Raw genomic sequence first — 13,652 nt, 5'->3', positions numbered from 1 at the left:
ATGAGCACGCCGGGTGACGGCACACTGGTCCGTATGAACGACAGGGACCGCTACGGACGCGGCAGCGAGAATGCGCAGCCCGAGGGCGCTCGGGTCATGCGGCAGGTGCCGCGGTCGGCCCCTGCCCAGCGGCAGCGCCGTGAGCAGCCGCGCGCCCAGGGATACGACGACGGTTACGACGCCCCCTACGACAGTGGCTACAACTCCGGCCAGGTCTACGGCCAGGGCGGTCACGGGCAGGGCGGCGGCCCGGGCATCCCGCGCCCCCGCTCCGGTGAGCGCCCCGGCGCCGCCCCGAACTGGGGACGGCGGATCAAGGTCGGCGTGCTGGTCCTGGTCATCGCCTTCCTCGGCGTCTCCATAGGCACCTACTTCTGGGCCGACGGCAAGCTCCGGCGGGAGGTCGACCTGTCCAAGGTGATCGACCGCCCCGACACCGGCAAGGGCACGAACTACCTGATCGTGGGTTCGGACAGCCGTGAGGGCATGTCGGCCGCCGACAAGAAGAAGCTGCACACCGGCTCCGCCGAGGGCAAGCGCACCGACTCCATGATCATTCTGCATGTCGGTGACAACGGGAACACGATGGTCTCGCTGCCCCGTGACTCGGACGTCGAGATCCCCTCGTTCAAGGGCTCCGAATCGGGCAAGACCTACCCGGGAACCGGCAAGCGCACCAAGCTGAACGCCACGTACGCGATGGACGGCCCCGAACTGCTGGTGCGCACCATCGAGTACAACACCGGTCTGCACATCGACCACTACGCGGAGATCGGTTTCGACGGCTTCGCGAGCATCGTGGACGCGGTCGGCGGGGTGGACATGAACCTCCCGCAGGGCTTCAAGGACAAGTACTCGGGCGCCGACTTCAAGTCCGGCGAGCAGACGCTCAACGGTCAGCAGGCCCTCGCCTTCGTCCGCACCCGGCACGCCTTCGCCGCGAGCGACCTGGAGCGCACCAAGAACCAGCAGAAGTTCCTGGCGGCCCTGGCCAGCCAGACGGCGACCCCGTCGACGGTGCTGAACCCCTTCAAGCTCTACCCGGTGATGGGTGCGGGCCTGGACACGGTGATCGTGGACAAGGACATGAGCCTGTGGAACCTGGCCTCGATGTTCTGGGCCATGAAGGGCGTCTCAGGCGGTGACGGCAAGCAGATGAACATGCCGGTGTCCGGCTCGAACGGCGGCAACCTGGTCTGGGACAAGACCAAGGTCAAGCAGCTGGTGCAGGAGCTGAAGAACGACGACAAGGTGACGGTGTCGGGCAACTAGCGCCACGCGGTGCGGGCCCGGACGGCGTGACCGTCCGGGCCCGCACCGCGTTTGAGCCCTTTGCCACCGGGGGCCCGTCACACCGCCACCCGGCACTTCGCCGTGGGGACACCGCCCACCGGCAACGCGGAGGGGCGCCCTCCCGGGCGCCCCTGGCGTGCTGCGTGCGTACCCTCCCGCCGGGTTACGGCAGGTTGCGGGCCATGACGATCCGCTGCACCTGGTTCGTGCCTTCATAGATCTGCGTGATCTTCGCGTCGCGCATCATGCGCTCCACCGGGTAGTCCCGGGTGTAGCCGTAGCCACCGAGCAGCTGGACCGCGTCCGTGGTGACCTCCATCGCGACATCGGACGCGAAGCACTTGGCCGCTGCGCCCGCGAAGGTCAGGTCGTCGTCGAGGCGCTCGGACTTTGCCGCCGCCGCGTAGGTGAGCTGGCGGGCCGCCTCGATCTTCATGGCCATGTCGGCGAGCATGAACTGGATGCCCTGGAAGTCCGCGATCGGCTTGCCGAACTGCTTCCGCTCCTGGACGTAGCCCTTCGCGTAGTCCAGCGCGCCCTGCGCGATACCCAGCGCCTGGGCCGCGATGGTGATGCGGGTGTGGTCGAGGGTCTTCATCGCGGTGGCGAAGCCGGTGCCCTCCTCGCCGATCATGCGGTCGGCGGGGATACGGACGTTGTCGAGGTAGACCTCGCGCGTCGGGGAGCCCTTGATGCCGAGCTTCTTCTCCGGGGCGCCGAAGGAGACACCCTCGTCGGACTTCTCGACGACGAACGCGCTTATGCCCTTGGACCGCTTGGTGGGGTCGGTCACGGCCATGACCGTGTAGTACTCGGAGACACCGGCGTTGGTGATCCAGCGCTTCACACCGTTGAGGACCCAGAAGTCACCGTCACGGACGGCCCTGGTCTTCATGCCGGCGGCGTCCGAGCCCGCGTCGGGCTCGGAGAGGCAGTACGAGAACATTCCGTCGCCCTTGGCGAGCGGGGCCATGTACTTCTTCTTCAGATCCTCGGAGCCGGAGAGGATCACCGGGAGCGAGCCGAGCTTGTTCACCGCGGGGATCAGGGAGGACGAGGCGCAGACCCGGGCCACTTCCTCGATGACGATGACCGTGGCGAGCGCGTCGGCGCCCGCGCCGCCGTACTCCTCGGGCACATGCACCGCGTGCAGGTCGGCCGATGTCAGGGCGTCCAGCGCCTCCTGCGGGAAGCGGGCTTCCTCGTCGACCGCTGCGGCGAACGGCGCGATCTTCGCCTCGGCCAGGGAGCGGACCGAGTCGCGGAGCATGTCGTGCTCTTCGGCCGGGCGGTACAGGTCGAAATCGGGCGAACCTGCCAAGGTCACTCACTCCCCAAGATGCTAACTACCGTTAAGTAACATCATTTTAGACGGCCGGCCGCCACGGGTATACGTGAGGTTGGCGACAGCGGGAATCCGGGCCTTCCCGGCGCCCGGATATGCTCGGGCGCGCACCTGATCCCGTACGCCCCCTGGAGCTTGCTGATGGCCCTGAAAATCACCGTGATCGGTACCGGCTATCTCGGCGCCACGCACGCCGCGGCCATGGCTGAGCTGGGCTTCGAAGTGCTGGGTCTCGATGTGGTTCCCGAGAAGATCGAGATGCTCTCGACCGGGCGCGTCCCGATGTACGAGCCGGGGCTCGAGGAGATCCTGCAGCGCCATGTCGCCGGGCTCGAGGGGTCCAGCGGGCGGCTGCGGTTCACCACGTCGTGGGAGGAGGCCGGGGAGTTCGGCGATGTCCACTTCGTCTGCGTGAACACACCGCAGAAGCACGGCGAGTACGCCTGTGACATGTCGTACGTGAACAGCGCCTTCAGCTCGCTCGCCCCGCATCTGAAGCGGGATGCGCTGGTGGTCGGGAAGTCGACCGTGCCGGTCGGCAGTGCCGAGCGGCTGGCCGGGCTGCTGAGCTCGCTGGCGCCGGCGGGCGAGGGTGTCGAGCTGGCATGGAATCCGGAGTTCCTGCGTGAGGGCTTCGCCGTGAAGGACACGCTGCACCCGGACCGGATCGTGGTGGGCGTGCGGAGCGAGCGCGCGGAGAAGCTGCTGCGCGAGGTGTACGCGGGCCCGGTGAGCGAGGGTTCGCCGTTCGTGGTGACCGACTTCCCCACCGCCGAGCTGGTGAAGACCGCGGCCAACTCCTTCCTGGCCACGAAGATCTCGTTCATCAACGCGATGGCCGAGGTGTGCGAGGCCGCCGACGGCGACGTGGCGAAGCTGGCCGAGGCGCTCGGACATGACGATCGGATCGGCGCGAAGTTCCTGCGGGCCGGCATCGGGTTCGGCGGAGGGTGTCTGCCGAAGGACATCCGGGCGTTCATGGCACGCGCCGGTGAGCTCGGCGCCGACCAGGCACTGACGTTTCTGCGCGAGGTCGACTCGATCAACATGCGGCGCCGCGGGCACATGGTCGAGCTGGCGCGCGAGGCGGTGGGTGGCGGATCGTTCCTGGGCAAGCGGATCGGGGTGCTGGGTGCGGCCTTCAAACCGGACTCCGACGACGTACGGGATTCGCCCGCGCTGAACGTCGCGGGACAGATCCACCTGCAGGGCGGTCAGGTGACGGTGTACGACCCCAAGGGCATGGCGAACGCCCGACGGCTCTTCCCGACGCTCGGCTATGCCGAGACCGCGCTCGACGCGGTGCGGGGCGCGGATGTCGTGCTGCATCTGACGGAGTGGCGCGAATTCCGCGAGCTGGACCCCGCGGAGCTGGGTGCGGTGGCGGCCGAGCGGATACTGCTGGACGGCCGCAACGCGCTGGACGCGGCGGCCTGGCGGGAGGCCGGGTGGGTCTACCGCGCGATGGGTAGGCCCCGGGCCTGATCACGGCCGGACCCGTCCGCCGGCCGGCGGACGGCTGCCCCGCCGCTGAGGCCGGCCGCACCGTTCAGGCCGGCGGCACCGAACGGCGAGCCCGGTAGGCCCGCATCTTCGCCCGGCTGCCGCAGACCGCCATCGTGCACCAGCGGCTGCGGCCCGCCGGGCTGCGGTCGTAGTAGGCCCACAGGCAGTCGTCCGCCTCACAGGCCTTGAGACGCTGCCAGGTTCCGTCGGCGACAGCCGCGGCAACGGCCGCCGCGACACGGGAAGCCAGCGGAGCGGGATCCGCCGGAGCCAGGGTCGCCCCGCCCGCCTCGTCGAATGCGACCAGCAGCGGCGCCCGGGACAGCAGCCGGGTCAGGGTGTCCCTCGCGGCGGGGGCCATGTCCTGGCCCGCATGAGCCAGACAGGCCGCGCGGAGCGCTTCGCGCAGCTCCCTCGCCTCCGCCAGGGCTTCGCCGCCGAGCCCGAACTCATCGGCCAGCCGGTCCGCTCCGCTGTCGACGCTCCGGGTGTTCACCAGCGCCTCGACCAGTGCGAGACCTCCGGGTGCAACCGCTCTGTCACTCACCCTTGCGACGTTACCTCCAGTGGGGCAGCATGAGGTAACGGTTACCTGTTAATGGCTTCTGCCGGTAACACACTGCCCAGGGAGGAACACATGGCTGTCGCCAGACTCGGCACTGTCGTACTCGACTGTCCCGACCCGCTTGCGCTCGCCGCCTTCTACGCCGAGATCATCGGCGGCAAGGCCGAGGAGACCGAGGAGGGCTGGGTCGAACTCACCGGGCACGAGGGCACTCCGCTCGCGTTCCAGAAGTCGCCGGGCTACGTGCCGCCGCGGTGGCCGGCCGAGGACGGATCGCAGCAGTTCCACCTGGATCTGACGGTCGAGGATCTGGACGCGGCCGAGACGCGGGTGCTGGCACTGGGTGCGAAGGCTGTCGACGCCGGCGACCCGGTGCGCACCTGGCGGGTCTACACGGACATCGCCGGGCACCCGTTCTGCCTCTGCGCCTGCTGAGCGCGGCTGGTCCGGGGGTGCGGCGCCGCGCCCCCGGACCGGTGGCGGCGATCAGCCGTCGAGATCGGCCAGGGTCGCGTTGGACGGACCGCGCTGCGCCTGCACGGCGCGGGCCACATCCTCCGCCGCGCGCAGTACCCGTACCGCGTTCTGCCAGGTCAGCTTGGCCAGGTCGGCTGACGACCAGCCACGCCCGATCAGTTCGCCGATCAGGTGGGGGTAGCCGGCGACGTCCTCGAGGCCGTCCGGGGTGAACGCCGTGCCGTCGTAGTCGCCGCCGATGCCGATGTGGTCGACACCCGCGACCTCACGCATGTGGTCGAGGTGGTCGGCGACGGTGGACGCGGTGGCCACCGGACGCGGGTGCGCCTCCTCGAAGGCACGCTGGACCTTCATGCCCGCGGGTGTCGTGTCCAGGTGGTGCAGACCGTGGGTGCGCATGTTCTCGTCCGCGCGGGCGGTCCAGGCGACCGCGTCGGGGAGGATGAACTTCGGCACGAAGGTCGCCATCGCGATGCCGCCGTTGGCCGGGAGCTGGGCCAGCACGTCGTCCGGGATGTTGCGCGGATGGTCGCAGACCGCGCGGGCCGAGGAGTGCGAGAAGATCACCGGCGCGACCGAGGTCTCCAGCGCGGCGCGCATCGTCTTCGCCGACACGTGCGAGAGGTCCACCAGCATGCCGGTGCGGTTCATCTCCCGTACGACCTCGTGGCCGAAGGCGGTCAGTCCGTGTGCCTTCTCGACATCGGTCGCCGAGTCCGCCCAGGCGATGTTGTTGTTGTGGGTGAGGGTCATGTACCGCACACCCAGCGCGTGCAGTGAGCGCAGGGTGCCCAGCGAGTTGTTGATGGAGTGCCCGCCCTCGGCGCCCATCAGCGAGGCGATACGGCCCTGGCTCCTGGCCGACTCCATGTCGTCAGCGGTCAGCGCGCGGACCAGGTCACCCGGGTAGCGGGCGATCAGCTGGGCCACCACGTCGATCTGTTCCAGCGTCGCACTGACCGCATCGTCGCCCGTCAGGTCGCTGCGGACGTACACCGACCAGAACTGGGCGCCCACACCACCCTTGCGCAGCCGGTGCAGGTCGGTGTGGAGAACACCCTGCTGGTCGCGGGCGATGTCGAGCCGGTCCAGGTCGTAGCGGACGTGTTCGCGCAGCGCCCACGGCAGGTCGTTGTGACCGTCGACGACCGGACAGTCGGCAAGCAGTTCGAGGGCCTCGGTGAGATGAGCCGTCATGGCTAGCGCCTACTTTCCGAATCCGAAGGAGCCTGTCCCCTCGACCTTGGCACGCAGCCGCTTGCCCTTCTCCGTGGCGGAGTCGTTCAGCTCCTGCTGGAACTCCCGCATCCTCTCCAGGAGTTCGGGATCGGCGGTGGCCAGGATGCGGGCGGCGAGCAGACCTGCGTTCCGCGCGCCGCCGACCGAGACCGCCGCCACCGGGACACCCGCCGGCATCTGGACGATGGAGAGCAGCGAGTCCATGCCGTCCAGGTACTTCAGCGGCACGGGGACGCCGATCACCGGGAGCGGGGTCACCGAAGCCAGCATGCCGGGCAGATGGGCCGCTCCCCCTGCTCCCGCGATGACCGCCTTGAGACCGCGCCCGGCAGCCTCCTCGCCGTACGAGATCATCTCGCGCGGCATCCGGTGCGCGGAGAGGACATCGACCTCGTAGGGAACGGAGAACTCGTCCAGCGCGGTCGCGGCGGCCTCCATGACGGGCCAGTCGGAGTCCGAACCCATGACGATGCCGATGAGAGGAGTGGTCATTCCGTGATCGTCCCTCGCAGATATCCGGCGGCGTGACGGGCGCGCTCCAGCACCTCGTCGAGGTCGTCACCGTAGGTGTTGACGTGGCCGACCTTGCGTCCCGGCTTGACGTCCTTGCCGTACATATGGATCTTCAGCTGCGGGTCGCGGGCCATGCAGTGCAGATACGCCTGGTACATGTCGGGGAAGTCGCCGCCGAGGACGTTGCACATCACGGTCCAGCGGACGCGCGGGCGCGGGTCACCCAGCGGAAGGTCGAGTACGGCCCTCACATGGTTGGCGAACTGCGAGGTGACCGCACCGTCCTGGCTCCAGTGACCGGAGTTGTGCGGGCGCATCGCGAGCTCGTTGACGAGGACGCGTCCGTCGCGGGTCTCGAAGAGCTCGACCGCGAGGTGGCCGGTCACCTCCAGCTCGGCCGCGATCCGCAGGGCGAGCTGCTGGGCCCGGCCCGCCAGGTCCTCGTCCAGACCGGGGGCGGGCGCGATCACCGTGTCGCAGACCCCGTCGACCTGGCGGGACTCCACGACCGGGTAGGCGACGGCCTGTCCGTGCGGCGAGCGCACGACGTTCGCCGCCAGCTCCCGTACGAAGTCCACCTTCTCCTCGGCGAGCACCGGGACACCCGCGTTGAACGGAGCCTCCGCGTCCGCCCTGGACCTCACGAACCACACGCCCTTGCCGTCGTAACCGCCCCGGACGGTCTTGAGGATGACGGGGAGCCCGCCCACCTCATCCGCGAAGGCCATCGCGTCGTCGGGGCCGGTCACGATCCGGTGGCGGGGACAGGGCGCGCCGATCGCGGTGAGCTTCTCACGCATCGCCCCCTTGTCCTGGGCGTGCACGAGCGCGTCGGGCCCGGGCCGGACGGGGATGCCGTCCGCCTCCAGGGCCCTGAGGTGCTCGGTGGGCACATGCTCGTGATCAAAGGTGATCACGTCACAGCCGCGCGCGAAGTCCCGCAGCGTGGCCAGGTCGCGGTAGTCGCCGATGACGACTTCGCTCACCACCTGGGCGGCCGAATCCTGCGGGGTGTCACTGAGCAGCTTGAATCTGATGCCGAGGGGGATGCCCGCCTCGTGGGTCATACGGGCGAGCTGACCGCCACCGACCATGCCGACTACGGGGAACGTCACATGTCCCAGGGTATCCGCCGGTCACGTCACCGCATCGCCGCCCCTTCCCGATCGGCAGGGCACCGGGTTGGCCCACTGGTTAGCATGGCCGGGTTGACGACGACCGAACAGCAGGCGACCGGTACCTGCGCCGGTGACACGGGACGGGGCTGAGCCACACCATGGGCGAACGGGGCGCGCTGCGGATACGGCTGGATGCGCTCGCTCGCGAGCTCGCCAAGTTCGGCGCGGTCGGGGCGATAGGTTTTGTGGTCAATGCGATCGTTTTCAATATCTGCACGCACGCTTTCGACCTTGCGGTCGTCCGGTCCGGGGTCATCGCCACCTGTGTCGCCATCGCGACGAACTACGTCGGCAACCGCTACTGGACCTACCGCCACACGGACCGCAGCAAGCGCACCCGCGAGCTGATGCTCTTCCTGCTCTTCAGCGGTATCGGCCTGGTCATCGAGAACGGCATCCTCGCCCTCTCGCACTACGGTCTCGGCTTCACGTCCACGCTCGCCGACAACATGGCGAAGAACGTCGTCGGGCTCGGCCTGGGCACCGTCTTCCGTTTCTGGTCCTACCGGACCTGGGTGTTCCGCGCGCTGCCCGCCCGGGAGGCGGTACAGACCGCGGAGTCCTTTCTCGACAAGGGAAGCCAGTCGGCCCGGTCGAACCGCCGGTGATCCGCAGAGCCGCCTCGGTGACCGCCCGAAGCCGTCCCGGAGCCCGGCCGCGGCGAACCGTTCCGCTGACCGGCCGGGCTCCGGGCCCGCGCCGCGGATGACCAGGGTCATCTGATCGTCGGCTCGTCCGGTTCCTCCGGCTCGTCCGCTGCCGGTGCCGCCCCCTTGGCCACCCGGCTCAGGAAGAGCGCGAACACCGGCGGGTCCTGTTGCAGCATTTCCAGCCGTCCGCCGTCGGCCTCCGCCAGGTCGCGGGCCACGGCAAGTCCGATCCCGGTGGAGTTGCGGCCGCTGATGGTCCGCTCGAAGATCCGCGCTCCGAGCTCGGGCGGCACCCCGGGGCCGTCATCGGTCACCTCGACGACCGTCTGGGTGCCGGTGACCCTGGTGCGCACCGCCACCGTGCCCCCGCCGTGCATCAGCGAGTTCTCGATCAGCGCGGCCATCACCTGGGCTACGGCTCCCGGCGTCCCCACGGCGCGCAGCCCGTGCTTCCCGGACCGTACGATCGCCCGGCCGGCGCTGCGGTACGCCGGACGCCACTCCTCCAGCTGCTGCTTGACGACCTCGTCGAGATCGAACGTGACGGCGGAGCCCGTACGCGGGTCCCGGGAGTTGGTGAGCAGCCGCTCCACCACGTCGGTGAGCCGCTCCACCTGGGTCAGCGCGATGGTCGCCTCCTCCTTCACCGTGTCCAGGTCATCGGTGAGGGTGATCTCCTCCAGCCGCATGGAGAGCGCGGTCAGCGGAGTCCGGAGCTGATGCGAGGCGTCCGCCGCGAGTCTGCGCTCCGCGGTCAGCATCCGGGTGATCCGCTCGGCCGACGAGTCCAGTACGTCGGCGACCCGGTCCAGCTCGGGCACCGCGTACCGCTTGTGCCGCGGTCGCGGGTCGCCCGAGCCGAGGCGCTCGGCGGTCTCGGCGAGATCGGTGAGCGGCGACGCGAGCCGGTTGGCCTGGCGTACGGCCAGCAGCACCGCCGAGATGATCGCGAGCAGCGCCACCGCCGCGATGATCATCAGGGTGCGGCCGACCTCGCGGGTGACGGTGGAGCCCGGTTCCTCGACGGAGACCTTCTCACCGCGGCCGCCGGTCGCCGTACCCCGGATCACGCCGCCCTGGGGCTCGGTGCCCAGCCTGATGGTCTCCTTGCCGGGGATCCTGATCACCGCGTAGCGGTTGACGTCGACCTGGTCGCGCAGGATCGCCGTGGTGACCCGCTCGTCGCTCACCAGCCGGCTCTCCACGATGCTGGCGAGCCTCAGCGCCTCGGAGTCCACGCTCTCCTGGGCGCTGCTGCTGATGGTGCGCGTCTCGACGATGACCAGCGAGACGCCGAAGACGGCGATCACGACGAGCACGACGGCGAGGGTGGAATTGATCAGGCGGCGGCGCATGCCGTCAGTGTCGCAGCCGGTGCCCGGCGCCTGCCCTCAGGAGACCGTCAGCTCTTCTCGAAGCGGAAACCGACGCCCCGGACGGTGGCGATGTAGCGCGGGTTCGCCGCGTCGTCGCCGAGCTTCTTGCGCAGCCAGGAGATGTGCATGTCGAGCGTCTTGGTCGATGACCACCAGGTGGTGTCCCAGACCTCGCGCATCAACTGGTCCCGGGTGACGACCCGGCCGGCGTCCCTGACCAGCACCCGCAGCAGGTCGAACTCCTTCGCGGTGAGCTGGAGTTCCTCGTCGCCCATCCAGGCCCGGTGCGACTCGACGTCGATCCGTACGCCGTGGGTGGCGGGCTGCGGGGCGGTGTCGGTGGCGCCGCGGCGGAGCAGCGCCCGCACCCGTGCCAGCAGTTCGGCGAGCCGGAAGGGCTTGGTGACGTAGTCGTCGGCGCCGGCGTCCAGGCCGACCACGGTGTCCACCTCGTCGGCACGTGCGGTGAGCACCAGGATAGGCACGGTGTGTCCCTCGGCACGCAGCCGCCTGGCCACCTCGAGGCCGTCCATTCCCGGCAGGCCGAGATCCAGGACGACCAGATCGACACCTCCCTGAAGGCCGGCGTCGAGCGCGGTCGGGCCGTCCTCCCGCACCTCGACCTCGTAACCCTCCCGACGCAGTGCGCGGGCCAGCGGCTCCGAGATGGATGCGTCGTCCTCGGCGAGCAGTACACGGGTCATGAGGTGATGGTAGTCCGCGACAGGTACTGCTCGTGAGGTGATCGACAACCCCTGCGGGTCTGGGATGCAACACTGGTCAAGGCCTTCGAATATGGGAACCTGGTTCCACGTTCACCTGTGATCCATGTCTCAAGTCCTTCCAAATGCCGTGTCTGCCTCCTTATGGTGGCGAGACGCCTGTAGCACCACTCGGGACTCTTTAGCCTGCTATGACACGCCAAGGATCCCTTTTCTGTGTGCGGTTGGCATCGCCGGCATCGCCGGCAGTCAACGACCCAGCGAGTAAATGACCTGACGGCCGGGCCCCGCGTGCGATGTTGCGTGCGGAGCGAGGATCCCGGTGTGGTCTCCCCTTCGGCACGGAGCGATTCCGGCCGGACCCCCTAGGCGTGGGGTGGGGAAGAACCATGCCGGTGCCGGCCACCCCCCACCGGGCGCGGCACCGTTTCGCGGCGCGTCCCGCAAAAGCAAGGAACGACCATGGCGTCCAGCCTGACGAAGGACTCGGCCGGTTCGACCGGCACCGGGAAGACCTTCTTCGGCCACCCCCGCGGCCTGGCTACTCTCTTCATGACCGAGATGTGGGAGCGTTTCTCCTACTACGGCATGCGCGCCCTTCTCCCGCTGTACCTGATCGCGCCCAACGGGCTCCATATGAACCCGGCCACGGCCACCGCGATCTACTCGGTCTACCTGTCGCTGGTGTACCTGCTCGCCATGCCCGGCGGCTGGTTCGGCGACCGGGTCTGGGGCCCGCGCAAAACGGTCGCCATCGCCGGCGGCGTGATCATGGTCGGCCACCTGACGCTGGCACTGCCCTCGCAGGGCACGTTCTTCGTGGGTCTCGCTCTGGTCGCGCTCGGCTCCGGCCTGCTGAAGTCCAACATCTCCACGATGGTCGGCCACCTCTACGACGGCCCGGACGACCCCCGTCGCGACGGCGGCTTCACCGTCTTCTACATGGGGATCAACCTCGGCGCCTTCGCCGCCCCGCTGACCATCGGCACCATCGGCGAGAACGTCAACTGGCACTTCGGCTTCGCGCTCGCCGCTCTCGGCATGGCGCTGGGCCTCGGCCAGTTCCTGATCGGCTCCCGCCACCTGAGCGAGCGCAGCAGCTTCGTCCCGAAGCCGCTCTCGGCCGAGGAGCGGACCTCCTCGCTCCGCAAGGCCATGATCTGGATGGCCGTCGCCGCCGTCTTCTACCTCGGCACGGTCGTCACCGGTGTCTACACCCTCAACTGGGTGCTGATCCCGATCACCCTCGCCGGTCTGGTCATCCCCGCTGTCGTGCTGTTCCGCATCAAGCGGGACAAGGACCTCAGCGACGTCGAGCAGCGGAAGATGTCCGGCTACATCTGGTTCTTCGTGGCCGCCGCCGTCTTCTGGATGATCTACGACCAGGGCGGATCGACCATGTCGATCTTCGCCGACGCCTCGGCCGACAACTCGGTCTTCGGCTGGAACTTCCCGGTCTCCTGGTACCAGTCGGTCAACCCGGTCCTGATCATGGCGCTCGCGCCGGTCTTCGCCTCCCTCTGGCTGGCGATGAACCGCCGCGGCAAGGAGCCGAGCACGGTCGTGAAGTTCGCTTCCGGCCTGGTGCTGGTCGGCGCCTCGTTCTTCGTCTTCCTGGCGCCGCTGACGATCGCGACGGACGGTGCCAAGGCGGGCGCGCTGTGGCTGGTCGCCATCTACTTCGTGCAGACCGTGGGTGAGCTGACGCTCTCTCCGGTCGGCCTCTCGGTCACCACGAAGATGGCTCCCGCCAAGTACGCCAGCCAGATGATGGGTGTCTGGTTCCTGGCCGTCACCGCCGGCGACTGCGTCACCGGCATGCTGTCCCTTCCGCCGTTCAGCCTCAACCTGAACAAGAGCGGCATCGTCGCCATCGAGGCCGCCGTCGCGGTGCTCGCCGGTGTGGCGGTGTGGCTGAACCGCAGCAAGGTCAAGGAGCTCATGGGCGACGTCCGCTGACGCGGACCGCTCACGCTCCACCCAGGGCCCGCCCGCACCGATCCGGTGCGGGCGGGCCCTGCCGCGTACTCCGCCGTCAGCCTGCCGCGCGGACCGGCGCCTCCGCGCGTGGCAGGAGCGCCCGGCAGGAACTGCGGCAGCGGTGCCCGGCAGGGGCCGTGCGGCAGGAAGGCACGGCAGCAGTGCGCTCAGGAGGCGTGCCGCACGAAGGCGCGGAAAGAAAAAGAGCGCACCGGGCAGGTGCGCTCAGAGGCGGTGCGGAAGGGGTGGCGGGTCAGGCCGGAGCGGAGAGCTCCGCCCAGACCATCTTGCCGGGCATTCCCGGCGTACGGACCACTCCCCAGTCGAGACAGAGCCGCTCGACGATGAACATGCCGTGGCCGCCGGGCCGGCCCGCCCGGTGCGGGCTGCGGGGGGTCGGCTGACCCGTGCCGCGGTCGGAGACCTCCAGACGGAGCACCTTCTGTCCGTAGGAGACCCGCAGGTCCTCGGGGCCCTCGGCGTGCAGGCACGCGTTGGTGACCAGCTCGGAGACGACCAGCAGGACATCCTCGGCGGCCGCACGGCGATCGGCGGCCTCCGCGGGCAGCCAGCCCCAGTCGTACAGCGCCTGGCGCGTGAAATCGCGGGCCAGAGGGACGATGCCGCTTGCATCCCGCAGAAGGAGCGTGCGGGTGCGACCTTCGGCGGACACGGTAAAGGCTGGTCCGGCGCCGTCGCGCTCGGGGCCGAGGTCCCCCGGCGGCTGCTGCCGGGTGGTGCTCATCAGCGCTTCACCTCACCGATTCACCGGATCTAGAAAGTCAGGGGTACAAAAGATTGCGCAGGG

General features: G+C 69.3%; 13 protein-coding genes. 5 read left to right on the top strand and 8 right to left on the bottom strand.

Going from position 1 to position 13,652, the window contains the following annotated elements; all coding sequences use genetic code 11:
• Positions 1-33 precede the first annotated feature (33 nt).
• Complete coding sequence (locus OHS16_RS18985; RefSeq protein WP_328538405.1) at positions 34-1,272, top strand: LCP family protein; 1,239 nt, start codon at positions 34-36, stop codon at positions 1,270-1,272.
• A gap of 184 nt (positions 1,273-1,456) precedes the next feature.
• Here the strand turns inward: OHS16_RS18985 and OHS16_RS18980 are convergent, their stop codons facing one another.
• Positions 1,457-2,614, bottom strand: coding sequence for an acyl-CoA dehydrogenase (locus OHS16_RS18980; RefSeq protein WP_328538404.1), 1,158 nt, complete (start codon positions 2,612-2,614; stop codon positions 1,457-1,459).
• Positions 2,615-2,779: 165 nt separating this feature from the next.
• Between OHS16_RS18980 and OHS16_RS18975 the strand changes: the two genes are divergently transcribed.
• The gene (locus OHS16_RS18975) at positions 2,780-4,123 is read left to right on the top strand and encodes a UDP-glucose dehydrogenase family protein (protein WP_328538403.1); all 1,344 of its coding nucleotides are present in this window, start codon (positions 2,780-2,782) and stop codon (positions 4,121-4,123) included.
• A 64-nt stretch (positions 4,124-4,187) separates the two neighbouring features.
• On the opposite strand, the gene OHS16_RS18970 is transcribed toward OHS16_RS18975, so the two are convergent.
• Positions 4,188-4,691, bottom strand: a complete 504-nt coding sequence (locus OHS16_RS18970) for a CGNR zinc finger domain-containing protein (RefSeq protein ID WP_328538402.1) — start codon at positions 4,689-4,691, stop codon at positions 4,188-4,190.
• Positions 4,692-4,781: 90 nt separating this feature from the next.
• Here OHS16_RS18970 and OHS16_RS18965 point away from each other — a divergent pair, with 90 nt between their 5' ends.
• Positions 4,782-5,144, top strand: a complete 363-nt coding sequence (locus OHS16_RS18965; protein ID WP_328538401.1) for a VOC family protein — start codon at positions 4,782-4,784, stop codon at positions 5,142-5,144.
• A 51-nt stretch (positions 5,145-5,195) separates the two neighbouring features.
• Here the strand turns inward: OHS16_RS18965 and OHS16_RS18960 are convergent, their stop codons facing one another.
• Genes OHS16_RS18960 through OHS16_RS18950 form a run of 3 tightly spaced genes read right to left on the bottom strand, consistent with a single transcriptional unit; the run spans position 5,196 to position 8,053 of the window.
• Positions 5,196-6,383 carry a dipeptidase gene (locus OHS16_RS18960; RefSeq protein ID WP_328538400.1) on the bottom strand — a complete coding sequence of 396 codons (1,188 nt, stop codon included), beginning with the start codon at positions 6,381-6,383 and terminating at the stop codon, positions 5,196-5,198.
• Between the two features lie 9 nt (positions 6,384-6,392).
• Positions 6,393-6,917: a 5-(carboxyamino)imidazole ribonucleotide mutase gene (gene purE, locus OHS16_RS18955; protein WP_328538399.1), complete on the bottom strand. Its 525-nt coding sequence runs from the start codon at positions 6,915-6,917 to the stop codon at positions 6,393-6,395.
• Positions 6,914-8,053, bottom strand: coding sequence for a 5-(carboxyamino)imidazole ribonucleotide synthase (locus tag OHS16_RS18950; protein WP_328538398.1), 1,140 nt, complete (start codon positions 8,051-8,053; stop codon positions 6,914-6,916). The genes purE and OHS16_RS18950 overlap by 4 nt, the downstream gene beginning before the upstream one ends.
• Positions 8,054-8,214: 161 nt before the next feature.
• Here OHS16_RS18950 and OHS16_RS18945 point away from each other — a divergent pair, with 161 nt between their 5' ends.
• A complete protein-coding gene (locus tag OHS16_RS18945) occupies positions 8,215-8,724 on the top strand; it encodes a GtrA family protein (protein WP_328538397.1) in 510 nt (169 codons plus the stop codon).
• A gap of 107 nt (positions 8,725-8,831) precedes the next feature.
• On the opposite strand, the gene OHS16_RS18940 is transcribed toward OHS16_RS18945, so the two are convergent.
• A complete protein-coding gene (locus OHS16_RS18940; RefSeq protein WP_328538396.1) occupies positions 8,832-10,121 on the bottom strand; it encodes an ATP-binding protein in 1,290 nt (429 codons plus the stop codon).
• Between the two features lie 47 nt (positions 10,122-10,168).
• Entirely contained in the window at positions 10,169-10,846 is a 678-nt protein-coding gene (locus OHS16_RS18935; RefSeq protein ID WP_328538395.1) for a response regulator transcription factor, read from the bottom strand.
• A 480-nt stretch (positions 10,847-11,326) separates the two neighbouring features.
• Between OHS16_RS18935 and OHS16_RS18930 the strand changes: the two genes are divergently transcribed.
• Complete coding sequence (locus tag OHS16_RS18930) at positions 11,327-12,823, top strand: oligopeptide:H+ symporter (RefSeq protein WP_328538394.1); 1,497 nt, start codon at positions 11,327-11,329, stop codon at positions 12,821-12,823.
• Between the two features lie 274 nt (positions 12,824-13,097).
• Here OHS16_RS18930 and OHS16_RS18925 read toward each other — a convergent pair whose 3' ends face one another.
• Positions 13,098-13,589 (bottom strand): ATP-binding protein, encoded by a 492-nt coding sequence (locus OHS16_RS18925; RefSeq protein ID WP_328538393.1) that lies wholly within the window; start codon positions 13,587-13,589, stop codon positions 13,098-13,100.
• Between the last annotated feature and the right edge of the window lie 63 nt (positions 13,590-13,652).

Source organism: Streptomyces sp. NBC_00344 (assembly GCF_036088315.1).
Taxonomy (GTDB): domain Bacteria; phylum Actinomycetota; class Actinomycetes; order Streptomycetales; family Streptomycetaceae; genus Streptomyces.
The sequence above is the reverse complement of the archived record's forward strand: the minus strand, read 5'-3'. Positions and strand labels throughout refer to the sequence as shown.